This is a genomic window from Planktothrix mougeotii LEGE 06226, assembly GCF_015207485.1.
GTDB lineage: Bacteria > Cyanobacteriota > Cyanobacteriia > Cyanobacteriales > Microcoleaceae > Planktothrix.
Genome location: NZ_JADEWU010000014.1, coordinates 1 through 24,711, shown reverse-complemented (window position 1 = coordinate 24,711; position 24,711 = coordinate 1). Strand labels below are relative to the sequence as shown.

The 24,711-nt window shown below is 37.5% G+C and carries 20 protein-coding genes; 4 read left to right on the top strand and 16 right to left on the bottom strand.

Annotation, left to right across the window (positions count from 1 at the left end; translation table 11 throughout):
- Positions 1-9: 9 nt before the first annotated feature.
- From IQ236_RS08465 to IQ236_RS08455, 3 genes are all read right to left on the bottom strand, one after another.
- Positions 10-2,004, bottom strand: a complete 1,995-nt coding sequence (locus IQ236_RS08465; protein WP_193868858.1) for a transglutaminase-like domain-containing protein — start codon at positions 2,002-2,004, stop codon at positions 10-12.
- On the bottom strand, positions 2,001-3,353 hold the full coding sequence (locus tag IQ236_RS08460) for a DUF58 domain-containing protein (RefSeq protein WP_193868857.1): 1,353 nt from the start codon (positions 3,351-3,353) through the stop codon (positions 2,001-2,003). The genes IQ236_RS08465 and IQ236_RS08460 overlap by 4 nt, the downstream gene beginning before the upstream one ends.
- 65 nt (positions 3,354-3,418) lie before the next feature.
- The gene (locus tag IQ236_RS08455) at positions 3,419-4,060 is read right to left on the bottom strand and encodes a PAP/fibrillin family protein (RefSeq protein ID WP_228041495.1); all 642 of its coding nucleotides are present in this window, start codon (positions 4,058-4,060) and stop codon (positions 3,419-3,421) included.
- Between the two features lie 227 nt (positions 4,061-4,287).
- Here IQ236_RS08455 and IQ236_RS08450 point away from each other — a divergent pair, with 227 nt between their 5' ends.
- A complete protein-coding gene (locus tag IQ236_RS08450; protein ID WP_193868856.1) occupies positions 4,288-4,560 on the top strand; it encodes a type II toxin-antitoxin system Phd/YefM family antitoxin in 273 nt (90 codons plus the stop codon).
- A 31-nt stretch (positions 4,561-4,591) separates the two neighbouring features.
- Here the strand turns inward: IQ236_RS08450 and IQ236_RS08445 are convergent, their stop codons facing one another.
- The 9 genes from IQ236_RS08445 to IQ236_RS08405 form a co-directional block, all read right to left on the bottom strand.
- Positions 4,592-5,539 (bottom strand): AAA family ATPase, encoded by a 948-nt coding sequence (locus IQ236_RS08445; protein WP_193868855.1) that lies wholly within the window; start codon positions 5,537-5,539, stop codon positions 4,592-4,594.
- Between the two features lie 78 nt (positions 5,540-5,617).
- Entirely contained in the window at positions 5,618-5,845 is a 228-nt protein-coding gene (locus IQ236_RS08440; RefSeq protein ID WP_193868854.1) for an indolepyruvate ferredoxin oxidoreductase subunit alpha, read from the bottom strand.
- Positions 5,846-5,998: 153 nt separating this feature from the next.
- On the bottom strand, positions 5,999-7,231 hold the full coding sequence (locus tag IQ236_RS08435; protein ID WP_193868853.1) for an ATP phosphoribosyltransferase regulatory subunit: 1,233 nt from the start codon (positions 7,229-7,231) through the stop codon (positions 5,999-6,001).
- A 135-nt stretch (positions 7,232-7,366) separates the two neighbouring features.
- Positions 7,367-8,269, bottom strand: a complete 903-nt coding sequence (locus tag IQ236_RS08430; protein ID WP_193868852.1) for a DnaJ domain-containing protein — start codon at positions 8,267-8,269, stop codon at positions 7,367-7,369.
- Positions 8,270-8,416: 147 nt separating this feature from the next.
- Positions 8,417-10,243 carry an ABC transporter ATP-binding protein gene (locus tag IQ236_RS08425; protein ID WP_193868851.1) on the bottom strand — a complete coding sequence of 609 codons (1,827 nt, stop codon included), beginning with the start codon at positions 10,241-10,243 and terminating at the stop codon, positions 8,417-8,419.
- 117 nt (positions 10,244-10,360) lie between these two features.
- Positions 10,361-10,504, bottom strand: coding sequence for a hypothetical protein (locus IQ236_RS08420; RefSeq protein ID WP_186440454.1), 144 nt, complete (start codon positions 10,502-10,504; stop codon positions 10,361-10,363).
- A 79-nt stretch (positions 10,505-10,583) separates the two neighbouring features.
- Entirely contained in the window at positions 10,584-11,375 is a 792-nt protein-coding gene (locus tag IQ236_RS08415; RefSeq protein ID WP_193868850.1) for a mechanosensitive ion channel family protein, read from the bottom strand.
- A gap of 109 nt (positions 11,376-11,484) precedes the next feature.
- A complete protein-coding gene (locus IQ236_RS08410) occupies positions 11,485-12,741 on the bottom strand; it encodes a hybrid sensor histidine kinase/response regulator (protein WP_193868849.1) in 1,257 nt (418 codons plus the stop codon).
- 48 nt (positions 12,742-12,789) lie between these two features.
- Positions 12,790-15,579 carry a hybrid sensor histidine kinase/response regulator gene (locus IQ236_RS08405; RefSeq protein WP_193868848.1) on the bottom strand — a complete coding sequence of 930 codons (2,790 nt, stop codon included), beginning with the start codon at positions 15,577-15,579 and terminating at the stop codon, positions 12,790-12,792.
- A gap of 388 nt (positions 15,580-15,967) precedes the next feature.
- On the opposite strand from IQ236_RS08405, the gene IQ236_RS08400 reads away from it, so the two are divergent.
- Together IQ236_RS08400 and IQ236_RS08395 are read left to right on the top strand one after the other, a co-directional pair.
- On the top strand, positions 15,968-17,806 hold the full coding sequence (locus tag IQ236_RS08400; protein WP_193868847.1) for an aspartate kinase: 1,839 nt from the start codon (positions 15,968-15,970) through the stop codon (positions 17,804-17,806).
- Between the two features lie 150 nt (positions 17,807-17,956).
- Entirely contained in the window at positions 17,957-18,415 is a 459-nt protein-coding gene (locus IQ236_RS08395; protein ID WP_193868846.1) for a DUF29 domain-containing protein, read from the top strand.
- Between the two features lie 280 nt (positions 18,416-18,695).
- On the opposite strand, the gene IQ236_RS08390 is transcribed toward IQ236_RS08395, so the two are convergent.
- From IQ236_RS08390 to IQ236_RS08380, 3 genes are read right to left on the bottom strand one after another with little or no spacing between them, the layout of a single operon-like run.
- Positions 18,696-20,600 (bottom strand): DUF1036 domain-containing protein, encoded by a 1,905-nt coding sequence (locus tag IQ236_RS08390; RefSeq protein WP_193868845.1) that lies wholly within the window; start codon positions 20,598-20,600, stop codon positions 18,696-18,698.
- A 17-nt stretch (positions 20,601-20,617) separates the two neighbouring features.
- Complete coding sequence (locus tag IQ236_RS08385) at positions 20,618-21,844, bottom strand: PP2C family serine/threonine-protein phosphatase (RefSeq protein WP_193868844.1); 1,227 nt, start codon at positions 21,842-21,844, stop codon at positions 20,618-20,620.
- Between the two features lie 17 nt (positions 21,845-21,861).
- On the bottom strand, positions 21,862-22,527 hold the full coding sequence (locus IQ236_RS08380) for a vWA domain-containing protein (protein WP_193868843.1): 666 nt from the start codon (positions 22,525-22,527) through the stop codon (positions 21,862-21,864).
- Between the two features lie 131 nt (positions 22,528-22,658).
- On the opposite strand from IQ236_RS08380, the gene IQ236_RS08375 reads away from it, so the two are divergent.
- A complete protein-coding gene (locus IQ236_RS08375) occupies positions 22,659-23,159 on the top strand; it encodes a helix-turn-helix domain-containing protein (protein ID WP_193868842.1) in 501 nt (166 codons plus the stop codon).
- Between the two features lie 152 nt (positions 23,160-23,311).
- Here IQ236_RS08375 and IQ236_RS08370 read toward each other — a convergent pair whose 3' ends face one another.
- Entirely contained in the window at positions 23,312-24,628 is a 1,317-nt protein-coding gene (locus IQ236_RS08370) for a homoserine dehydrogenase (protein WP_193868841.1), read from the bottom strand.
- Positions 24,629-24,711: the final 83 nt, after the last annotated feature.

The following is a 24,711-nucleotide window of genomic DNA, read 5'->3' as shown; positions in this document are numbered from 1 at the left end:
TGTAGCAGCTTATTCCTTTTTTTGATAACGATTTAACCAAGATTTTATCATCGCTTTTAATTCCTCTCTCTCCATTTTATTAATTCCTTGAGGATCAAAACGATAACGATAATGAAGCTCAACAATAGCCGATAGATCCTCTATTAATGGGTTTTTAGGTAACTCTTGTTTTAACCGTTGAATCCAATATTTTAAAGACTCGGAAGAATGGCGAAAAAAGCCTAATTCATTTAAGGATTTCTCAATTAAATAAAATTCTGAATCTGTACCCGGTTGTTGAGCGGAAAAAACAGGCTTTGATAATATTCTTTTAGCAGTTAAACGGTGGACTCGTTTTTTAGACGAAAACTGAATAACTATTAACACTAAAGGAATCATCAATAACCCACTATATTTTAATAGATTTAGAGTTGATATGTATTTTAGAAATAAAGTCAATTGAAACCCAACAAAAGACCCGATATCTGTTATTATTTCCCATTGAGGCGCAGCAGCATCTTCAATAGTTGACCATCCCCCCGGAGTAGTATCAAAATTTTGCCAAATTCCATCAATATAAACTAAAGTCCAGGCGTGACCATCCCGACCTCGAACAATAAATTGATTCTCTAAAGCACTAAATTCACTCACAGAAAATCCAATTGCATAACGAGTGGGAATTCCGACTTCTCGCAATAAAAGTGCGGTTGCTGTCGCAAAATATTCACAATGTCCAGACCGATTTTTGAGTAAAAAACTAGAAAGGGGTGTTTGTCCTCGATCTTTTCCTAATAATTGCAAAGAATAACTAAAATTATCTTCAAAAAACCCTTTAACCCGTTTTAAAATTTCTTGGGGGGGTTTTCCTTTTAAATTGAGTTGTTGAACAATTTGAGAAATTGCTAATTTTTCGGATGGGGGAATTTGTAAATCGGCTTCAGTCGGAGGACTATCGCTATTAATATTAGGATTAAATAAAATTTGATAGGACATTAAATCAGGGTTTCCTTGTACTTTAACTGTCCCATATTGATTCTTTTCTACCTTTAAAACCGGTAATTGATTGATTTTAAATGTACCATTAGGGAGTTTTAATAATCCTTTTTTACGAGTTAATCCCCCAGTAAACATCATTTTAGAATAGTTTTTTTGTTGTTGTGCTAATTGCCAGGTTGTAAGATTTTGAGCAGGTTGAATTGACTTAAATTGAGAATTTGTTGCAAACCAACTCGATGATTTATATTTATTATAGGTAGATTCTCTTAAAAGAATGGGTGTTGTTTCTGAGTCATCGGTCGCCACCCTAAAGAAGATGTTGTTAGAAAGCTTTAATACGCCAATATCACCCATTGCTGTACTTTTTTGAAAGGGATCAGCATCTTGAAACGATAAACTGCTTAATTGTTCTATAATAGCTTGTTCAAAGCTTAAATGCAGGCGATGGAGTCCCATTTGTCCGACCAGTCCTAAACTTCCAGCGCATAGAATTAACCCTATCCAAATTAGGGTCGAAAATCGTTTAGACCGACTGGAGAAAAGTGCGATCGCTACGAGTAAAAACATCCCGATATAAAATGAGATATCTTGGATATTAACAGCACTGGTAGATAGAATACAGAGAATAAAATAGAAATAGGTTAAATTCAGATAAAATTGTTCTGGTTTTTGGTGGGGAGATGAGAAGGAATTTAATAATAAAAATAAAGTCCGAATATCAATAGTATCGCTGATGGAATAGGTTTGAGCAAGTACAAGCGGAAAAAGAATAATGGGAAGCCATTGTAATAAAGTATAAATAAATTGAATAGAATGGGTATTAATAATTAAAATAATTCCAATTAAAATTACCAATATTAAACAAAAATTAGTAATATTTCTAATATCTTGAGATGAAAAATTCCAACGCCATTGGATGAACCTGGAACTTTCAAGAATTAAAGCCATTGGTAAGGCAAACGCTAACAGTCCGGTTTGCCATCCCCAAAAAATTAAAGTTACACCTAAAAGAAAAGGTGGGGTTTTCATAGTTTCATTAACTCCTCTTTTATTTTTCCTAAATGTAATTGATGAAACGTGGTTAAATCGAGATTAAAAGAGTTTAAGTCTATAGATTTTTCTGATTTTTGCTTGTCTGTTACGATTAATACTAAGGTATGAATTCCCATGCTATTGAGATGATTGATTAAGGTTTTGCGGGTTTCATCCCAATCAATAAAAATACAAATACACCCACTCAATAAAGAAATTCTATCGAGAATAACAGGAATAATAGAATCAAAATTTTTATCTTGACAAGGAACAACAGATGCTAATATTTCTAACATTTTATCCGTATGACTTAATCCTCGACCAAAGGTGAAAACATAAGCTTCATCACCCACAAACATTAAATCTAATAAAGATTCTTGAGTTTGAACTTGATAGGCAAGGGAGGCTGCAATGGCGATCGCTTCTTCTAAACATTCACTATATTTTAACGGATGAAAGGTATCTAAAATTAAAGCATGACGGACAAAAAATTCATCCTGTTCTTCTTTAACAATGGGTTTACCTAATTTTGCCCAACTTTTCCAATGAATTTTTCTTAAAGAATCTCCTGGACGGTAATCTCGTAATCCTCTAAATTCTTCTGAATCTCCAACAGATGAAGCGAAGGTTACTCCACCAGATTGATATCGTCTCGAACCTGGAAGCTGAATCGGTGGAACCTGATATAATGGGGGAAGAATTAATAATTTTTGAGGTAAAGAAATTGTTTTTCGAGCATTTACTAAACCCAACGGATCACAACAGGAAATCGTTAAGCTGGTAAGTTGCAAAATACCTCGATGACAGGGTGTAATTTTAATCTCTATTTCCGTTGAACGATGGGGCGGAAGAGGCGGTAAATTTTGGGGTTTTGCGATCGCATATTTTTTTTGATCAATTAACCATAACCAGCGATAATATCCTAACATTTTATCAATAGGATTTCGCTGTTTTTCCTGGGGTTCTGGAGTTTCCAGAAACTCTTGCAGGGTGGGCCGAGGATCAGCAAAATTTTCAATAATTTGTAATCCAATTTGAAGTTTATTTGTGTTATTATAAATAATAATCCGAGATTTAAAAGGAATACCTACTGTTGCTAATCTGGGTAAAGTTCGGGTGGCATGAAAATGAAAGCGAAAAAATAAGCCTGAAATTCGAGAAACAACCAGAAGAGAGACTAAAAAGGTAAAAATTTGATAAGTTAAACTTTGATTAGTATCTAACCCTAATAAAGCCGTAACAACAACGCCTGCAAGAACGATTAACCCCCGATTTGTGAATCGCTTTTTGCGAGATTGTTCAACGGCATAACTGAAATAAAACAGGCGATAAAATAACCGTTTCATTGAATATTACACATAAAATAATTAACGTAGGGTGCGTAAGCTGCATCCCACGCACCAATTAAAACTTACTCTAATTCACTCTTAATTAAAACAAATAAACTCCCATCTCCTCCTCGACCAATACGGAAGGTTTCATCAAGGTAAGTAATTTCTAAACTGGGAATACGACCTACGGGATTTCGGGCGGGCACAACACGGGCGGGTTCTAATTGAGGAGTCTTAACCCCTATAATATTAGAAATAGCAATATAGCGTTGTTGAAAGAAAACATTCAGGCGATTATTGGGTAACTTATTATCATCAACAACGGGTTCAAAGGTAGCCGTTACTTTAACATAACCGGAAATTAATCCTAATGGATGTCTAACAAAGGCTTGATTAAAAAATTGCCGAGAATTGACATCAATCATTTGATAGATTTTTCCCACTTTTAACCCTAAAGGTAGAGAAGCTAAACTGCGAATTTCCCTGGCTGTAGAATAGAGCAGTAACCAAGCTCCATCTAATAATAAAGGACTATACAGTAAGGGTCGATAGTTGGGATTTTGAGACTCTAGTTGAACCACCATTGCTTCAATTTCTTCAGCAAGGGCGGGTTTAATTTTAATATTTGTGACCGGAGAACCGTCTATTCCTCCAAGTTGAGATTGAACAGTTTCAATTTTAGTGATTAATTGTTGTTTTAAGTTGGTTTGGGTTAACATCATAAAAATCCTTCAGATTATCTTTTCAACCAATCAAGTTTTAGCTAAGATATATTTTAGATGATTTCAGGTAAAAATGTAAGTCTCTTGATTCTTTCGTACTGACTGTGCTGATAAAACTTAAATTGATCTCGGAGGCTTTTTGGTCTTATCAGGCATTAAGAGGATTTACAGCCTTAGCTGACATACAGTTATAATAAGAGGGTAACTCAAGCTGAAGTGAGAAAAAAGTGAATTCAATCCCATTTATTCAATTTAAAAATAACATCCAAGAGTTTCTTAAACAAGTTATCAGTCAACATACTCCTCTCAAAATCACTGATCAAAATAGTGGAGACTTTATTATTATTAGTGCTGAAGATTGGGAACAACAACAAGAAACCTTGTATGTTTTACAAAATAGCTATTTAATGGAACAAATTACCCATTCTATGGCAACCCATACCCAAAAGAAAGGCTACTCTCCCAATCAGGACAAACTAGAGGCTATTACGAACAAGTGAAGTAATTTTAGTGCGATCGCTAATCATTAACTTAGGCAGGAACAGGAACAGATTTGAGAATTTCTTCTACAATAACCGGGGCTGTTCTTCCTGTAAATCTTGAACGGGGTTCTAAGACTAAACGATGGGCGATAACAGGAATTGCTAATTCTTGAATTTGTTCAGGAGTTACAAATTCATAGCCATCAAATAAAGCCAGCGCTTGAGCAATTTTCATTAAGGCAATAGAAGCCCTCGGACTTGCCCCTAATTGTACATCCGTTGCGGTTCGAGTTGCCTTGACTAAATCAACAATATAACGCTTCATTTCCGTACTGATTCTAATTTGTTTCACCTGTTGTTTTAACGTGAAGATTTCCGCTAAGGAAACACAGGGTTTGAGGGTATCAATTGGATTTTGATCGATTTGATCTGAGAGTAAATTTACTTCATCTTCGGGTAAAATATAACCTAAACTAAATTGTAAAGCAAATCGATCCATTTGGGCTTCTGGTAAAGGATAAGTCCCACGAGATTCGACGGGATTTTGAGTGGCAATTACAAAAAATAAATCCTTAAGTTTTCTCAGATTTCCATCAATACTGACTTGAGATTCTGCCATTGCTTCTAATAATGCAGATTGAGTGCGCGGAGAAGCCCGATTAATTTCATCTGCTAGAACAATATTAGCAAAAATCGGCCCTTCATGGAAATGAAAATTGCGTTCATTTTGGTCAAAAATAGAAACCCCTAAAATATCTGAAGGTAAAAGATCAGGGGTAAATTGAATCCGTTTAAAACTGGCATCAACTGAAAAGGCAAGGGCTTTAGCAAGGGTAGTTTTTCCGGTTCCAGGATAATCTTCAAGTAAGACATGACCCCCACTGAAAAAGGCTGCTAATAACTTTCTAATCGCTAGAGATTGCCCTTTCATCACCTTCTGAATATTATTATTAATCCTCTGATAAATCTCTCGACCGAATAGATTAGCGTTTTGCATATTAAATAGAGAATAATGAATAAGGAATAAGCAAAGGTAAAATTCCTATTGCAAGAATGCTCATTCCCCATTCCCTTTTTAATGAGGCGTTTTCTGTAATTCGGGGCGTTCTTCTGCTACAATTGCCCCTTCAACAGGACACACTTGCAGACAAATTCCGCAGTCAATACAGGTGGAAAAATCAATCCAATACCAATCCGTTCCTTTCTGGTTTTTTTCCGGCCCTTCATGAATACAGGCAACGGGACAAGCCACAACACAATCGGCAACACCTTCACAAACGTCCGTGACAATGCTATGGGGCATAATTAGTATTCTCCTGCTAAAAAATAGGGCGGTTAATTCTTTTTAATTGTTAACGATAAATCAACGAATTGGCAAGGGATAAAAATTATAGAGGGGGTGAAAAGGTTATGCTAAAATTAATTAGAAATCCCTAACAATTCACCCTCTCTACCCTTAGAGAATTTTCTCAATCTTGGGGTCGCCGTTAACATCAACCCAAGCAATTTGATCAATGCCTCGACGACGAGCATAGTCCCGAATCTCTTCAGCAGTTTCCCGATGTCCTAACTCCACTTCTACCCGGACTAACTCACTGGACTGTCTTAACTGACTGGCATAGGCAAAAGTCGCCGCATCGGCTTCTGGGGTTTGGGCCACCACCAACCAATCACTAGCCGGGGTTTGATGGGGTAATTCACCTTGTCCCAATAACACTTGATGCAAGTCTTCAAGATTCAAGGAGAAGCCAATTCCCGGTTCTGTTTTGCCTTGGGGATGATACAGACCGAGAAGTTGGTCATAACGTCCTCCCTGACCTAAAATTCTTGCCCCTGATGCGGTATCACTCACCGCAATAAACACAATTCCGGTGTAATAATCAAAGGTTTGAACTAAACTTAAATCTAAGGTTATTGCAGGTTGAATTTTTGAATTTTCCCAACATTTTTGCAATAATTCTATTAAGGATTTGAGGTTATTTACCGCTTGTCGTTGAGATGAATCTAAATCCAGTTGAGAAACTTGGGATAATACGGTTTCTGGACGACCTCGTAAATCAAATAAAAATAAGGCTCGTTCTCGCAGTTCTGAAGTAAGTGATAACGATTCTAAACCAATTCGATCTAAATTAGCGATCGCCGTTCTTACTTTTTCCCGTTCTTTAGGCGGAAAAGGCGATAATAACGATTGAGTTAAACCGGCTTCTCCCAGAATTAAATCAGTATTATTTAACCCCAAAGTTTGCAAACAGTCTCGCAATAACAGCAGAATTTCTGAATCAGCGCGTAATCCGCCAGCACCCAAAAGTTCCACACCTGCTTGATAAAATTCTAACTGTTGTCCCTGATCAATTGTCTTTTGTTTGCGGAAAACATTGGCGTTGTAATATAAACGTTGGGGCCAAGATTGTAGATTCCCCATGCGAGTCACTGCCGCCCTAGCAATGGACGCCGTTAATTCAGGGCGCAGTCCTAACCCCTGATTTTCAGAATCTTGGAGTTGAATCACCGTTGAGGGTTGTACCGCACCCCCAGCCATCAGCGTGTCCAACCGTTCCAAGGTTGAGGTAATAATTTGATGATAGCCCCAACGGTGAAACACCTGTTGTAAGCGCCGTTCAATCCAAACTTTTTGGGTAACATCGAGGGGAAGTAAATCTCGCGCACCCGACGGGGGTTGATAAACCATACTGAGCGTAAAAATTAACAATTAATCATTAAGAATCCAGTTACAAACGGCAATTTGTAACTTTTTCTACAATACCGCATTCCGGGTGTTGGTTGTCCGTTGTCGGGTAACAGCCAACCGTCAACCGTCAATTCTCTACTTCTTCTTCCCTCCAAACAACCCCCCAAATAAACCGCCTTCTGATTTTTTAGATGCTGGTTGGGCTGTTTTGGATTTTCCTCCAGCTTGGGGTGTGGCTTTTTCCAGTTGTTTTTTAGCTTCTAAGGCTTGAGGTTGTTTCGGGTTTAATTGTAAGGCTCGATTAATATGGGGTGTCGCCAATTTCGGTTGATTTTGTTTTAAATAAACTAACCCCAATAAACCATGACAATGACTATTCTCGGGTTCTCGTTTAATCGCATCTTTTAACTCTAAAATCGCCTGGGCATAGTTTTGACTCGCCATTAACTGTTCTGCACGGCGGCAAGCTTGTTCAACAAAAGAATCTTTCTTCGGCATTACAGAAGGTGGCGGTGGAGTTTGATCGATCACTTTGGCAGATGGAGCCGGAGAAACACCCCCTTTTTGATTTTTACGGAGGAGATAAATTAAGTTTAACTCACTAATTTTACCAATAATTTCTAATACTTTTTGAGGAGATTCATATTGATTTTTAGCTAACTCCTGAAGAGCAGCTTCATAAGCATTTTGATAATCAGAAGCTTGCATCATTTTTTGGGCTGCTTCCGTTTGTAATTTTAGGTTATGCTGTTCTTTGACCGTGCGATCGCCCATGGTTTTTAACAGCAGAATATATTCTTTCCGTTCACCTTCTTTTGAAAACTGATTATAGGCGGGACTGACTAACTTCGCTAATAATTGCTTGGCTAACTCTTGATCCTGGGGGTTGTCAAAGGGACAAGTATCAGGATGCAAACGACGGGCGATCCGCATATAGCGTTTGCGAATATCCTCAAAGTCTGCTTCTAGGGAAACCCCTAAAATCGCATGATTATCTGTAAACTCAAACTGAAATAACCCTTGTTTAATTTCAAACATACTCTTCTGCCTTCCTGTCCTAAACTTGCAATTGCACGAATCACACCCCTTTAATCTTAATATAGCCCGTCTTCAACTGTCAGAAGTCAAAAAAACTGGATTTCTGCAATAACCCAGTTTCTGAACTCTATAATGACGATTTATTAATTAAACCAATAATTCTCCTGTTTCTTGTAAAGTATGTAAACGGTGGTAAATTCCCTGGTGTTGAAGCAGGGCTTCATGGGTTCCCACTTCTACAATTTGACCTTGATCTAACACTACAATTTGATCCGCTTCTCGAATGGTACTCAAGCGATGGGCAATAATAAGGGTTGTGCGTGTTCCTAAAATATTTTGCATGGCTAATTGGATGGCTCGTTCTGATTCATAATCTAAGCTAGATGTTGCTTCATCAAAAATTAAAATATCAGGATTTACTAATAACGCCCGTGCAATTCCCAGCCGTTGTTTTTGTCCTCCTGATAACCGCACACCTCGTTCTCCTACCGGAGTAGAATAACCCTTCGCAAGTTGTTGAATAAACTCATCAGCTTTAGCAATTTTACAAGCTTCTTTGACTTCTGTAAAGGTTGCATGAGGATTGCCATAGATCAGATTTTCTAACAAAGTTCCATTAAAAATATCCACCTCTTGATGCACAATAGCCAACCGTTTACGATAACCCCTAATATTCAAATTGCGAACATCAATTCCATCAATTAAAATCTGACCCTGATCAGGTTCAAAATAACGAAACAGCAGTTTCACTAATGTTGATTTTCCTGAACCCGAACGTCCAACTAAAGCTACGGTTTGATAAGGTTCAATCAATAAATTGATATTCTGTAAAACCGGAGTATTGGGATTATAGCTAAAATTCACCTGACAAAATTCTATTTTTCCGTTAAATTGATCAGAATTTTCCCCAATAACCTCGGTTTTATTGAGCGTTAAATCACCCGCATCTTGTCCCCTTGGTAACTGCATAAATTCGTGTAAACGAATCATTGACGCATAGCGACGGGCGAAAATTTCTGCAATATTACTAATCGGTGTAATTTCAGAATAAGCCATACTCGCTAGAGTATAGATAGTAACAAAATACCCTAGAGAAATATAACCTGAAATCGTTGCAGCTAAGGTAAATCCTAAGACTATAAATAGACTAAATTGTACACAGGTTGCTTGACGAGTAATTAAATGAACATAGCCTCTGTGAATCCGACCCACCACCATTTTAAACTCTCGGTTTAAACGAGTAGTTTGTCGTTTTAACTCCTGAGATTCCGTTGCAAATGCTTTAACCGTTTTGATATTTGTAATAATCTCAGAATTGCGACTTTCAGTATTTTCTTCATACTGGGCGATAATTTCTTCTAAGTCGATTAGCCGTTTCAATGTTTTTAAGCTAAAAGCCAAAATTAGCATAAAAGACAATAAAAAGAAGATAGCAATCAGCCATGCAATCCACGCAATAATTACAAGAATTCCTAAGACTCGTATGAGTTTAGGAATCAGTTGACCCGCAATTTCAGGATATGTCCAAGTTTGGTTAGAAATCCCTTTTGCAACTCGACTAGCAATTCGTCCAGGGTTATTTTCATCATAAAACTCTAGGGGAAGGGTAAGAATTTTTTGCAAAGAATTCTGATATTGATCTCGACGAGTTTTTAATGTAATTAACCAATGATACCAAACCCCTAACCAAGGCTGTATGGGAGCTTTAACAACAGTAACACAGAATATTAAACTTAATAAAACCCCTAAAGAAAGCTGAGGGGTTTGGGCAATTCCCGTTAAATTAGAGATTCCTTGAATCAAATATTGGGTTAATTTATCAACAGGTTGATTTGAGAGGACATTGAGCGTTTGTCCTATAGCATAAGGAACCATTAAATCAATCAGTTCAAAGGTACTGGATGCACTAATGCTTAGGATAGATAAAGATAAATATTTTCGGTAAGATTGACCGAGATCCCGAAAGGTCGCCATAATCTTGAGTCGTGAAACACTACAATATAAGACGTACAAGTTACAAGTATAATACAAAAAAAGGATGCTGGCCAGCATCCTCAAGATTAGTCACGGATTTTGTTCCTATTTCTACCTTTAGGATAGGGAATAGGCGGTCTGTAAAGCCCACCAAACCAGCAAGCCAATTCCTCCCAAAACCAGCACAGAAGAAACAATAATTGCAGTGGGGCTGTCTGCCCCTTTAAATTTCATAATGCCACGATCTAAGTCGGATGTCATGATTTAGTTTGCCTAACTCTAGGAGAGATTTTAGCATTGATAACTTATTCTGTGACGATAGACCGTAAAAATAAACGGATTAAACTAATAAAATCCCCTGAGCATCTAAGCTTTGTTTCAGACGTTCATTGAGATCGGAACGTACCAGAGAGTAGTCAGGAGTCGCCACCCAAACTGTTAATAAAATCTTAATCCCACTCCCCGCAATTTCCTGAACCTCCAGACCAGGTGTAGGTTCTAAGAGAATTCGTTGATCAGCTTGAACGAGAGTCAGAAATAATTCTCGAAGTTGCTCCAGATTAGTATTATAACTGAAATTCAACTTTAAATCTACGCGGCGCATCGGTTGAATAGAGTGATTAACAATTTTATCACCGTAAAGTTTACTATTCGGAATAATAATAATTTTGTTGTCGGGTGTGGTTAAAAGAGTTGTAAAAATTGAAATTTCCTCAACAGTTCCTTCGACTCCGCCTCCTTCAATATAATCTTGAACTTTAAAGGGTCGGAAAATAATCATAAACACACCGGATGCAAAATTAGATAAAGACCCTTGTAAGGCTAAACCAATTGCTAACCCAGCAGCCCCTAAAACGGCAATAAAAGATGTGGTTTGAATTCCCAGTTTTCCCAGGGTTGCCAACACGACAAAAGTAACAGCCGCAATATAAATTAAGTTGACCAGAAATCGAATCAGCGTTGGCTCCAATTGTGCCCTAATCATTAAACGTTGACTCAGACGTTGTATAAATTTTGCTAACCACAGACCCAATAATAGAATCAGGGTTGATATCAAAATTCGAGTCCCAAACTCGCTAATTAATGAGAACAATAGGGTTAATAATTCCTGTTGCTGTTCCTTTGTAAGCATAAGCAGTCAATCTCAAGAAAAGTTTAAATTAAATTAAAAATCGCTCAGTCATCGGCTTAATATTATAAGTTTATGATAGAATAATCAACTGCCCCTGAAATTATTGATTTTAAGAAGTAGCCGGAAGCCAGATTTTGACATTTGTTCCTTGTCCTGGGGTTGAATCAAGATAGAGTTTACCCTGATGTTTTTCAATAATTTGGTAGGCAATCACTAATCCCAATCCAGTTCCATGACCCATAGGCTTTGTGGTAAATAAGGGTTCAAAGACTCGCGGCAGAATCTCTTCTGGTATGCCCATTCCATTATCAGAAATTTCAATTAAAATTGATTGGGGGTCGGGCTGGGTTGTACAAATTTTCAGGGTAGGAATTTGGTTTTTCATCTCTCCCTGTTGTCCCGCTTCTTCAATGGCATCAATGGCATTTGCTAAAACATTCATAAACACTTGATTGAGTTGACTAGGATAACATTCAACTAAGGGTAAATTCCCATATTCTTTAACTAATTGAATAGCGGCTCGTTTCCCTACGGGTTTGAGGCGATGACTCAAAATCAATAAAGTGCTATCAAGGCCTTCATGAAGATCAAATAAAACTTGAGTTGAGGAATCAGAACGGGCAAAATTTCTTAAGGAAATCGAAATATCTTTAATTCGATCAGCACTAATTTTTATGGAATTTAGTAATTGAGGTAAATCCTTTAAAATAAAATCTAAATCTGCTTTAAAGATTGCCTCTTGTAGGGGAATTGGCAGTTGCTCATAAGAAGTTTGACATAAAGTTAAAATATCAGCTAGATCCCGAACATAGTCTTGAGCTAACGGAAGATTATTGATAATACAACTAATCGGATTATTAATCTCATGGGCAATTCCCGTTACTAATTGTCCCAAACTCGAAAGTTTTTCTTGTTGTACTAATTGAATTTGGGTTTTTTCTAAAGCAGCAGTGCGTTCCGCAACTTGTTGTTCTAGGGTTTCTGTAAGTTGTTTCAGTTGTAAATGCACTCGAACTCTGGCTAATACCTCTTCTTTTTCAAAAGGTTTAGAAATATAATCAACTGCTCCTAGAGAAAGTCCTTTGACTTTATTTTCAACATCCGTTAACGCGGTTAAAAAAATAATCGGAATTCCTTGATTTTTAGGAGCAGATTTTAATTTTTTACACGTTTCAAACCCATCAATACCGGGCATTTGCACATCTAATAAAATTAAAGCTGGTTGTTTGCGCTCCACTAATTGCAACGCACTTTCTCCATCTTCTGCGACTCGTACTGAAAATCCTTCACCCTTTAAGGTTTGAGATAAAACCGATAAATTAGTAGGATTGTCATCAACAATCAGGATAAAACCAATGTCTTGCATGAATGAAGCTAGGGGATAAATATTGAGATTAATCCGAGAATAAAGAATTTAAGATTGGCTGATGGTTTGACTCAACAACTCTCGCAGCTTTTTGAGTTGAAAATTTTCCGCAAGCTGGATCACTTGTTGAGTGAAAGCGAAATAAATCGGATCATGAGTTTGGATCAAATGAGCTTCTTCTAGTATACCATCTACGTCTCCTTCTTGAGCTAATTCGTACAAATTTGATAAAATTTCAGATGGGATTTTTGGAGTTTCCGGCTGAGAATGGGAAGGTGGATTCTGATCCAAAATTGGAGATTCAGAGGAAATATAAATCCATTCTAACTTCAGGTGAACTTGTAATAATTCGAGTAATAGATCTGCGGAAACAGGCTTGGGTAAAAACGCATTAGCTCCCGCATCTAAACTGCGGTGTTGATCACTATCAAATACACTAGCTGAGGAAGCAATAATTACAATATCTTTGAGTTTGGGCAATTGACGTAACTGAGCAATAAACGCAAACCCATCCATAACAGGCATGATCAGATCAGTAATAATAAAATCGGGGGAAATAACTATTGCTTTTTCCAATCCTTCTTGACCATTATTCGCTTCTATGACTTCAAACCCAATCGGCTCTAATAAGTTTACAATTACCGAACGATTTGCCCAATTATCATCAACAATTAAAATCTTTTTGGGTTCTCCTTGATATCCCGTAACCTTTCCTTTGCGAATATTACGAGAGGTATTTGCCCATTCTTTAGCTTCGGGTAATTCCACATCAAACCAGAAAATACTGCCTGCTTCTAATTGACTTTGTACCTGAAGCTGACTTTCCATTAAGGCAACAATTTTTTGGCTAATTGCTAATCCCAAGCCTGTACCTTCTGTATTTTTCTTTGTTTCTCCCACTTGTTCAAAAGGAAGAAAAATTCGCTCTAATTGTTCTGATGTCATCCCCACTCCGGTATCTTTAATTTGAAAATGTAGGCGATACCTTGAATTTGGGGGAATCGGTGTGGCTTGAATTGAAAAGGTTACGCTTCCTTTGTCCGTAAATTTAATCGCATTTCCTAATAAATTAATTAACACTTGTCTCAGACGTTTCTCATCAGCACGAATCCCAATAGGAAGATTTTCTTGGGGTCTATAATGAAATTGAATTCCTTTTTGTTGAGCTTTAATATTACAAATTTCAACAACCCCTTCTAAAAAAGCAGGAAAATGAAAATCAGTTGGGTAGAGTTCTAGTTTTCGAGCTTCAATTTTGGATAAATCTAAAACATCATTAATCAGGGTTAAAAGATGATAACCACATTGCTGAATAATATCTACTCCTTTGCGTCCTTTCTCTGTCAGGGGTTCCAATTGTCCTAAAATTTGAGCATAGCCCAAAATTCCGTTTAATGGGGTGCGTAACTCATGGCTCATATTGGCTAGAAATTCACTTTTAGCTTGGTTAGCAGCATCCGCTTTTTCCTTTGCTATTGTGAGTTGGGCCGTTCGTTCTTCCACTCGTTTTTCTAATACTTTATTGGTCTGTTCTAAAGCACCAAAAGAATCCTGTAATTCTTGGCTCATTTGATTAAAGGAGCGAGCTAAAACGCCTAATTCTTTGATTTTAGGTTCTTCGACTCTGGTTTGAACTAAGTCACCGCTCAACCCCTGTTGAGCCGATGTTGCAATCATTTTAGATGCAGAACTTAAGCGTAAAATGGGTTGGGTAATGTAATGGGTGGTATAAATTCCTGATATAATGGCTAAAATTAATGCCCCAAAACAAAGTAAAATTGTAGTCCGAGTATTGGCATCAATTTCTCCAATAAAATCGGACTCTGGTACAACCACAACGACTAGCCAATCTAACCCCAATTCATCTTGCCAAGGTGTAATTTGAACCAACTGTTGATCACCTTTTAAAGAAAAGTTAAGTTGTTGAATAGTTTTGATTGTTTTCAAATCTTTAATTTGAGAGTCTAAATAATTAGCTGTTGCTTTAATTAACGGTTCTTGACTCTCTGTAATTTTTAATCGTTGCGGTTTTTCTCCAGGTTTGATGCGAAAAGGTTGTTCATCAGTAGAACTAGCAATTAGTAATCCATTCCGTTCTATAATAAAGGTTTTACCGGAAGAACTCACTTTCAATTTTTGCAAAAAATCATGTAATTGCGATAATCGCATTTCTACACCTAAGACCCCCGTTAATTTTTCATTATTATCAAATAAGGGATAACTCGCTGCGATGCAAAGGTTATAGGGTTCAACTTCCCAGTTATAAACTTGACTCCAAGTGGGTTTTCCTAATGTGGCTCCAGCAGCATACCATCCTTCTTTTTGAAAGAAATAATCCTCTGCACTTTTATATAAAAGTTGGGTGATTTGACCGCGATTATTCATTTCATAAACATAGTCTCTACCATCACTGTAAGCTTGAGAATCTACCGTATCAAAGGTAATTCTTTGATCTCCAAAATAATTGCCAATACTGGAAAATTTTCCCGTGGGTGTTCCAAACAAAACATAACCAATATTAAAGCTGATTCGCTGTTGCCAAAAAAAATGCCCCATTTGAGTTAAATTATTGGGCGTAATTGTTCCCATAGCGATCGCATGAGCATTGACTTGATTGAGTTGAGGAGCAATTGAAAGATAACTACTTAAATGTTGAGAAATGCGGCTACTGACTTCATTTTGTAATTGAATTGCTAAATTATTGACTGCTTTTTGACCATTTCTTAAAGATAAATATCCCGTCAAACCAACCGCTATAAAAATTTGTAAAACAAAGGGAACAATCAGAATAATGCGAAGAGGAAGTTTCTGAAACATCGGGTGATTAATTTTGATCATGTTTTCCCTCTGGTAACTGGGTAAGTGAACCTGCGTCATTCATCTTAAAATACCAAGTCAGCGTAGATTTCCGAAAGAACGCAGGGGACAGTAGCGAGATTCTGTAAAAAATTTAACATTTCACAATCTAGCTGATCAAGTCTTTCAGGTTCCTTCTCTCTCTGCTAGGCTATCATAACCGGGAACCTTAACTTTTCTTCTCTCAGTCCCAAATTCCTTAAACAATTTTCTTGAAACTTAAGGATAATTTTCTCGTCTTATCCTGTAAAATACAAAAGGCTGATTTATCCTGCTGTTCAATTAAGCGAATTCGCTTTAATTTCACAGGCTAAAACTTCTGATTTTTCAGTTTAATTTGACCTTTCCCATTGCTAATTCTGAAGTTAATATGCTGATTGTTCAAAAATACGGTGGTAGTTCTGTCGGTTCCGTTGAACGCATTCAATCCGTTGCTCAACGGGTAATAAAAACAGCCCAAGATCATCAAGTGGTTGTCGTTGTTTCTGCAATGGGAAAAACCACTGATCAATTAGTAAGTTTAGCTCAACAAATTTCTCCAACTCCCAACCGTCGAGAAATGGATATGTTACTCTCTACGGGAGAACAAGTCAGTATTGCTTTATTAAGTATGGCATTGCAGGAATTAGGACAACCTGCGATTTCTTTAACCGGGGCTCAAGTTGGAATTGTGACTGAAGCTGAACACACTCGCGCCCGAATTTTAAGTATTGAAACTCAACGTATGGAACGCCACTTAAATCAAGGACAAGTGGTGGTGGTCGCCGGATTTCAAGGGGTAAGTAGTCAAGATGATTTGGAAATTACAACATTAGGACGAGGGGGGTCTGATACCTCTGCGGTGGCGTTAGCAGCCGCTTTAAAAGCAGATGTATGTGAAATTTATACCGACGTTCCAGGAATTTTAACCACCGATCCTCGCTTAGTTCCCAATGCTCAATTAATGACAGAAATTACCTGTGATGAGATGTTAGAACTTGCCAGTTTAGGCGCGAAAGTTTTACATCCCCGTGCGGTAGAAATTGCCCGCAATTATGGGGTTTCTTTAGTCGTGCGTTCTAGTTGGACAGATGACCCCGGAACCAAAGTAATCGCCCCCAAACCTCAACCCCGACCCTTAGAAGGATTAGAATTAGCCCGTCCGGTAGATGGGGTAGAATTTGATACCAATCAAGCCGCAGTTTCTTTATTAAGAATACCCGATCGCCCCGGCATTGCTGCTAAATTATTTGGAGGAATTGCGGTACAAAATTTAGATGTGGATTTAATTATTCAATCCATTCATGAAGGGAATAGTAATGATATTACCTTTACTGTAGAACGAGATTATTTTACTAAAGCGATCGCCGTTGCTGATGCTTTATTACCTGCTTTAGGAAAACCGAATCATTCTGATCTAGGTAATGCTGAAGTAACTGGAGATGACACCCCTATTGCTAAAGTCAGTATTGTCGGCGCGGGAATGATTGGACGGCCAAAAGTTGCGTCTCAAATGTTTAATACTTTAGCAGAAGCGGGTATTAATATTCAGATGATTTCGACTTCAGAAGTTAAAGTGAGTTGTGTCATTGCAGCCGAAGATTGTCAACAAGCGGTTACCGCCTTATGTCAATCTTTTGAAATTAGTTCTGATTGTAAAATTACTAGCAATTTTGAGCTAGAAAAACCGCCTATTGATCCCAGTTTACCTCCTGTCCGAGGTGTAGCATTAGATATTAAACAAGCTCGTTTAGCCATTCGCCATATTCCAGATCGTCCAGGGATGGCAGCCAAAATATTCTCTCTCTTAGCGGATCATAATATTAGTGTGGATATGATTATTCAATCCCAACGCTGTCATCAAGTCAACGGAATTTTAGCACGGGATATTGCTTTTACCGTCGCCCAAGGGGATGCTGATGAAGCGGAAAAGATTTTAGCACAAGGCTCATCTGAATTGGGTTATAGTGAAATTATCGTGAATAAATCCATTGCTAAAGTCAGTGTAGTGGGTTCAGGAATGATTCATCATCCTGGGGTTGCTGCTAAAATGTTTGAAGCCTTAGCAAACCGCAATATTAATATTTTAATGATTGCGACTTCTGAAATTAAAATTAGTTGTTTAGTAGATGAAGACCAAGGGGTAGAAGCGTTAAAAGCCGTTCATGAAATTTTTGAATTATCGGGTGAGAAAACCTTTATTGTACCTGAACGTGCTCCTGTTGCTTAATAGAATTTAGCCTCAGTCAAACTGAAGTTATATAAAAACAGGGTTTTATAGTAAAAATAGGATAATTTTATTTCCTAGATAATAGCTATAAATCCTGTTTTTTATTAGATTCATCAATTTCTAAATAGTAGTAATATTAAGGAAATAGCCATGCTGACTAAAAAAGATTGGGACTGGTTAGCGACTGGATCAGAGTATCAAATGGCTGTCATGATTCAGCAACTCTTACAGGAGAATCAAGTAATGGAAGCTAAAGAAGGTTTAGAATCTCTAATTGAAGCAATGGGAAGAAATGACAGACGCGCCTTAAAAAGTCAGTTAATTCGCTTAATGGTTCATGTGATAAAATGGAAATGTCAACCTCAAAAACGCAGTTCTAGTTGGGCAATTAGTATTCTTTCGGCTCGTCGAGAAATAGAGGATATTCAAGAGGAAGTACCCAGCTTAAATCGAGATTTTATTGAATCAATTTGGGATAAATGTTTTCAAGCTGCTGTGAAAGAAGCTGAACTTGAAATGAGGAAAGTTAAATGTCATTTGACTTCCCTGAGTTGGTCAGAAGTGTTTGAAGATGAATATATTTTATCGGATGATGAGCAAGAAGATTAGTAATCTCAAGAAACCGGGTTTCTAATTAAAGTTAATTGTATCCCATCAAGATTTGTTGAGAAACCCGGTTTCTGGACGGCGATCGCAAACAATCAAGAAACCGGATTTCTAATTAAAGTTAGTTGTATCTTATCAAGATTTGTTGAGAAACCCGGTTTCTGCACTGCGATCGCAAACACTTAAGAAACCGGGTTTCTAATTAAAGTTAATTATATCCCACCAGATTTGTTGAGAAACCCGGTTTCTGACAGCACTCACGCTTTACCTTATGATTAAATCCCTACGGAGAAAGATTCCAAGTATTTGTACCAGGGGATACAGACCATGCACTCATTGTTACTCTTTTTTGATTACTCCCACTACAACTGACTTTATCACTTTCGGAAATACTGAACCCGTAAACTATATCTACACAAAAAGAGTATTGTCCGCTTCCCCATTCACGTTCACCCCGATGGTACATTCCATAGACATAGACATTACCATTATAGTTTTGAGCTACACTAACTTCTCCACTACATTCTCCTGATTTAACAGAAAACCAACCCCTTGATCGTAATCCGGTTCCATCCCAGTACGCGAATGCTGCTTCTATGGTTGAATAAGAAGTTTTATTACAAAAATTGACATAAGTGTATTTTTCCAATTTATTTATCGCGTTTTGTAGAGAATTATTCTCATTTTCTAAATCATCATTGACAGTTTCCAAGTTATTAATATTCTCTTGAAGTTTGCCAATATTATTATCTAAGGACGTTGTTTTTTTTTGCATTTCCTTCATTAACTCATCCAAGTCAAAGGAAATCAAAGGATTTCGACCGTTAATAATATTGCTAAAATTTTCTAACTCAGACTCAAAAGAGTAAGATGATAAGTTCCATTTTCCAGAGGAAAGGTTATTCTCTTTTCTTAATTGCTCAATTTGCTTAATAATTTGATTTCTTTCGTAATATTGAAAGAGAGATAAACCTGCTAAAGTTGTAGCAATGGTTGTAGAAATAATAGCTGCGGTTTTCCACATAGGTTGAAGACGTTTTAGGGTGTGTCGGGAAGATGGCGGCCTCGGCGGTTGAGGTGTTGGAGTTGGTCGAGGTGGCGGTTGAGGCGTTGGAGTTGGTGGAGGTGGCGGGGGAGATGGTGACCTTAGTGGTTTGGGGGGAATAGGATTTTGAACAGATGGAAAAATATCAACGTTTAAAGTATTAGCGCGATCGCACCAACAACAGCGACCATAATGTTTACTATAGATATGATTTTTATTTTTACTACAAACAACTAAATCATTGATAGCAACCTCTAAAGCCTTCAACCAATCTTCAGGAGATGGACGAGAGCGAGGGGATTGATGACCGTCATTAAAACATTTGAGAAAGCATTTTTTAAGTTTAGGATGTACAACATCAATAGGAATTGTATTCTGACTGGGTTTTAAAAGACTATTATTACCATAAGGCCAATAACCTTTACTAATCGATTCATTTTGTCCGGGTGGATCTCCCGAACCTGTCCATTTTCCCATAAAGGGATGATAACCAAACAGTAGATAGTGAATCATTACTCCTAATCGAAATCGATCATGAGATCGGAATTGTGTCAATTTAGAGAAATCTTGACCAATTAATTCAGGAGGTATAAAACCTTCTACACCGACCGAACAACGATAAACATCACCTGTTTTAGAGTCTGTAACTTGAAAAGAATCAGTATCAATTAAAGAAACTAAACTGCGCTCATTAACCAGAATATTTTTAGTATTAATATCTCCAATAATATAATTTTTATCATGAATCTCTTTAATAATAGAAATAAAATTTAAAGCGATGATATGCAGGCAATACCAGTTAGATCTAGGAAAGTCCTTAATCCTAGATACAGGGAGATAGACACAGATCATTTCTTTAGCATCAGTAATCTGTGGCATTAAAAAGCCTACACATCGATTTTGATGATCTTTAATTAAATCAGTAGGCCAGCTAATAGAAGTATGGTTTTGTCCCGCAGTTGGATTGTTTGGCGGGTTCTTAATCATTAATTCGAGTTTTTTAACTTTATCAGGACTAATTTTATGATATATTTTTGCTAGATATCCTCGCCGATTTGTTGTCCAAACAGTACCTTCACCTCCTTGACCTACTTGTTTAACGAGAGAGATAGATTGATTTTGACCATAAAAGTAACTAGCCATAATAATTTAGGTTTAAGTCAAATTTTTAGTTGTGATAAAGGCAACAAAATATATTTATAAATTGAGTAATACAATATCCCGCCTAACCCCAAGCTAAAACCAGAAATGATCATGAGAAAAACCAATATTTTTATTTTTTTTGTTGGAGAATTATTAAGTTTCAGTTTTGGTTTATATATATTCCTGTTAATCCCAAAGATAATTACAGCAAGTAGAGTTGCAATCAAGAAAGCAATAATTGATCTTAAATAAAAATTATCAAATGTTCTATCTACAAATAAATCGTGGTAAAGTGCGTTCCAGACAATCCCTAATAAAACATTGATAATTAATAAATCAGAATCTATATTATAGCGATGTGCAATCCCTTTAGGTACGCCCGAAAAACCCGGTTTCTCGAAGAAACCGGGTTTTTCACCCCCATTAGGAGGAAGAGTTTTTAAGCCACGGTCATACCAACATAATAATAGAGTTTTATCATCATCGGTTCTTTTGTTAATTTCTTCAGATTTTAACCACTCTTGTGTTGAAAGTTTTTCCTCATCCTCAACCCTAATTTCTAAGGCTTTTTTAAACATATCAAAAAAAGGCGGGTGTGGCAGCCAATCTTTGATATTGATTCCTAATCTTTCGAGTCCATCAGTAGAAACACAGATAAACTCTTGCGCCCCAAATGATATCTGAACTTGCATCATCTGTGAAGCATTTGAGGCAGTTACAAAAGTTGTTTGATTCGCATACTCTCCTTTACTGGGATGAAACAGTAATTGATATTCTGATTCAGGTTGTTGAATCACAATAAAACCATCCCCAATCTGCATAGCGGCAAGCCAATTAGGTGTAGCAACCACAACTAGCAAAGTGCAGGATAAATCTTTTGGAAAACATTTTATGTTTTCCGCTTCTGTATTAAACGCTTCTTGAACTTTTCTTAAAGTTCGTTTAAAAGCTTTATCAGCAGACTCTTTTAAGATTTCTGGCGATGAATCTTGATTATTTTTTTTTAAGTATTTAGGCCAACGTGCTAAATCTTCTAGGGCTGTTGCAACTGCTAACTTAGAACCAATATCAGAATGTTTACAACTCCCAGCCCCATCGGATACAGCACCGATAATAACGTCACCATTATTGTCAAGTTTCCCAGAGCCATTAACTCTGATAAACTCAGCGTAATCTTGACAGGGTAAGTCTAATTTTTGATGGCTTGTACCTGTTTCAGAACAAGCGATCGCTTTCCAAGACATGAAATTTCCTCACTCTATTAGGTCGCTACTTGACCCCATCCTGGGGGGGGAGTTTGTACCATTGTTGTTGCTCCAGGTTGACTATGAGAAACTTGTTTCATCGATTGACTCAGCCATAAGAACATTGATTTAAAATCAAGACCATTGAGTAATAAAGGTGGACGACTTGGAGGAGCAATTTGGCTTAAAATTTTCATATCTGCATTTTGAACGCCAACTGCGAAAAAGGAAAATTTCTTATCATTCTCACCCTGTCTGACTCGTTGTGCAGCGTTTTGCCAGTTATCAGTGGGAGAACCATCTGTAATCAGAAAAACCCAAGGTCGGAAATACTGAGTACCACTGTTCATATAATCAGCTTTGCGATTGTCTAGTAAGTCCAAAGCGTAATTGATCGCTTCTCCCATCGGGGTTAAATCCTGTGCTTGTAGCTGGGGAGGGACAAACTGATCGATTGTCACAAAATCTTGACGCATTACCACTGGGCCAAAGGAAATAACTGCTACTTCTACTCTCTTCTTGGCTAGTGCATCTTCCTCGACAGATTGCTTAAACACGGCAACCCCTTGATTTAACTGTTGGATAGGTTGACCGGACATTGAACCTGAGTTATCCAATAACAAAACAACTGGACAGCGTGGTTCCTGATTAATCGCAAAATCCGCTAGATTGCCTGTTGGCATAGGTTTCCTCTCTTTCTCTGGCTTGTCAAACTCTGCTATAACTGATAATAAATTAACTAAGTTCTAATTATCTACTGACTAACGTTAGAATTTATGTTAGAATTGCGTTAGCTCTTTTTTATACCCGAAATATGGCTCAAGTGGACAAAATGTTCAGCCAAGCAGCCCAAGAGTGGGATTTAGATAGTCTTTATGCTGACTTGGCATCTGCGAAGGGAAAGCATCTCACTCCCATTGAAAAAGCTCACTTAAGGGGGTTATTGTCTGGCTGTAGTCCCTCTGAAATTGCCGAAAAATTAGATAAAATTCCCAGGGGTGTCGAATCAGATCTATGTGCTACGATTTATAAATATGTTAAATATTTGTTAGATAAAACTGAAAAAGTCGAAAATTGGCGTAAAATTTGTGAATGGCTTGATGAATCCGGTTATAAATCGAAATTAGAGAAACTTGCTGTTAAAACTTTAATACCTGAACAAAGCGTTATTAATATCACTACTATTAATATTGATCAACATCAAATCGTCTTTCATTTTAATCTAAAAATCCCCACATCAGAACTCCCTGAACTCTCGATACCTGATTGTCAGACGGATAAAAATAGTGATAATAATTATACCGATAATAATTAAATTCCTCAGCTAGTGAATCATTCTTTTCTTTTTCTGTTACTTTTTCAGCAAGCCCTATTTAATCCAAAAACCGGGTTTCTCAGCTTTTGTAAAGGCTGATATCAAGATTTTTATTTCAGAAACCCGATTTCTGGAAATGAGCAATAAAACGGCTATAGCACCCGTAAAATACTCGGAATACTATCAATGGAATCTAAGCTTTTAATTTCATTTAACGCTTGATGGAAATTCCCCTCCAGAACATCATGAGTCACGACGACAATTTCCGCTAAGTTTTCATGAAATCCGGTTTGAACAATCGACTCTAAACTAACATTATGTTGACCGAAAAAGGTTCCGATTTTCCCAATCACCCCCGGAGAATCTTTCGTGAGAAAACGAACATAAAACCGGGTAATTAAATCCTCCATCGGTGCAATTTTACAATAATGTTGATGGGTACAACTCATCAGTTCATGGGTGACAACAGGGTTCACAATTTCCGCTTCTTGCATTTGCAGAACAGCGACAATATTTAAAATATCGGAAACGACAGCACTAGCCGTTGGCCCAGAACCAGCACCTCGTCCAAAAAACATCACCTGTCCAATGGGTTCACCTTCAACTAAAATCGCGTTGTAAACATCATTAATACTCGCTAACGGATGAACTTTAGGAACTAACGTGGGATGAACTCGAACAGATAATAAATCCTGTTCAGGAGTCGCGTGGGGATCTCGCGCGGCGATCGCTAATAACTTAATCACAAATCCCAATTTTTCCGCATAGGTAATATCCGTCGCCGTAACTTTTCTAATGCCTTCACAGTACACTTGTTCTAATTTAATTCTGCCTGCAAAAGCCAAAGAAGCCAGAATTGCAATTTTATCCCCAGCATCCAACCCATCAATATCGGCCGTGGGATCAGCTTCTGCATAGCCTAAGCGTTGAGCATCCGCTAAAACATCAGCAAAATCTGCCCCTTCATTTTTCATCCGGGTCAAAATATAGTTAGTCGTCCCATTAATAATTCCGGTGACTTTATGAATTCGATTTGCGCCTAACGACTGTTTGAGAGGTTGAATCACCGGAATTCCCCCTCCAACAGCGGCTTCTAAAAGAACATAAACGCCTTTTTGATTCGCCGCATCAAAAATTTCACTTCCATAGCGAGAAATCACGGCTTTATTGGCTGTAACAACGTGTTTGCCGTTTTCAATGGCTTGTAAAATTAGCGATCGCGCAGGTTCCAAACCGCCAATTAATTCCACAACAATATCAACCGCCGGATCAATGACAATTTCTTCTAAATCCGTTGTTAATAAATATTCGGGTATATTTACATTCCGGGGTTTAGACAGCGATCGCACCCCCACCCGATGCAAACTTAACTCCGATAACAACGGATGACGACCTTCTGGGTTCAACAAAATTTCAACGGTTCCCGTCCCAACGGTTCCCAGTCCTAATAAACCAATTTTAAAAACCACGATTCCAAATTGTCCCTAACGCAAGGCTACACTCCCCATTTTGACATTATCGCGTAATCAGTTATCAGTTATCAGTTATCAGT

Bases quoted from the DNA above. Each gene is read 5' to 3' on its own strand.
- IQ236_RS08405 (WP_193868848.1), bottom strand. From the start codon at position 15,579: ATGATCAAAATTAATCACCCGATGTTTCAGAAACTTCCTCTTCGCATT.
- IQ236_RS08400 (WP_193868847.1), top strand. From the start codon at position 15,968: ATGCTGATTGTTCAAAAATACGGTGGTAGTTCTGTCGGTTCCGTTGAA.
- IQ236_RS08395 (WP_193868846.1), top strand. From the start codon at position 17,957: ATGCTGACTAAAAAAGATTGGGACTGGTTAGCGACTGGATCAGAGTAT.
- IQ236_RS08445 (WP_193868855.1), bottom strand. From the start codon at position 5,539: ATGCAAAACGCTAATCTATTCGGTCGAGAGATTTATCAGAGGATTAAT.
- IQ236_RS08440 (WP_193868854.1), bottom strand. From the start codon at position 5,845: ATGCCCCATAGCATTGTCACGGACGTTTGTGAAGGTGTTGCCGATTGT.
- IQ236_RS08465 (WP_193868858.1), bottom strand. From the start codon at position 2,004: ATGAAAACCCCACCTTTTCTTTTAGGTGTAACTTTAATTTTTTGGGGA.
- IQ236_RS08380 (WP_193868843.1), bottom strand. From the start codon at position 22,527: ATGCCAACAGGCAATCTAGCGGATTTTGCGATTAATCAGGAACCACGC.
- IQ236_RS08410 (WP_193868849.1), bottom strand. From the start codon at position 12,741: ATGCAAGACATTGGTTTTATCCTGATTGTTGATGACAATCCTACTAAT.
- IQ236_RS08455 (WP_228041495.1), bottom strand. From the start codon at position 4,060: ATGATGTTAACCCAAACCAACTTAAAACAACAATTAATCACTAAAATT.
- IQ236_RS08390 (WP_193868845.1), bottom strand. From the start codon at position 20,600: ATGGCTAGTTACTTTTATGGTCAAAATCAATCTATCTCTCTCGTTAAA.
- IQ236_RS08430 (WP_193868852.1), bottom strand. From the start codon at position 8,269: ATGTTTGAAATTAAACAAGGGTTATTTCAGTTTGAGTTTACAGATAAT.
- IQ236_RS08385 (WP_193868844.1), bottom strand. From the start codon at position 21,844: ATGTCTTGGAAAGCGATCGCTTGTTCTGAAACAGGTACAAGCCATCAA.
- IQ236_RS08375 (WP_193868842.1), top strand. From the start codon at position 22,659: ATGGCTCAAGTGGACAAAATGTTCAGCCAAGCAGCCCAAGAGTGGGAT.
- IQ236_RS08460 (WP_193868857.1), bottom strand. From the start codon at position 3,353: ATGAAACGGTTATTTTATCGCCTGTTTTATTTCAGTTATGCCGTTGAA.
- IQ236_RS08435 (WP_193868853.1), bottom strand. From the start codon at position 7,231: ATGGTTTATCAACCCCCGTCGGGTGCGCGAGATTTACTTCCCCTCGAT.
- IQ236_RS08420 (WP_186440454.1), bottom strand. From the start codon at position 10,504: ATGACATCCGACTTAGATCGTGGCATTATGAAATTTAAAGGGGCAGAC.
- IQ236_RS08415 (WP_193868850.1), bottom strand. From the start codon at position 11,375: ATGCTTACAAAGGAACAGCAACAGGAATTATTAACCCTATTGTTCTCA.
- IQ236_RS08425 (WP_193868851.1), bottom strand. From the start codon at position 10,243: ATGGCGACCTTTCGGGATCTCGGTCAATCTTACCGAAAATATTTATCT.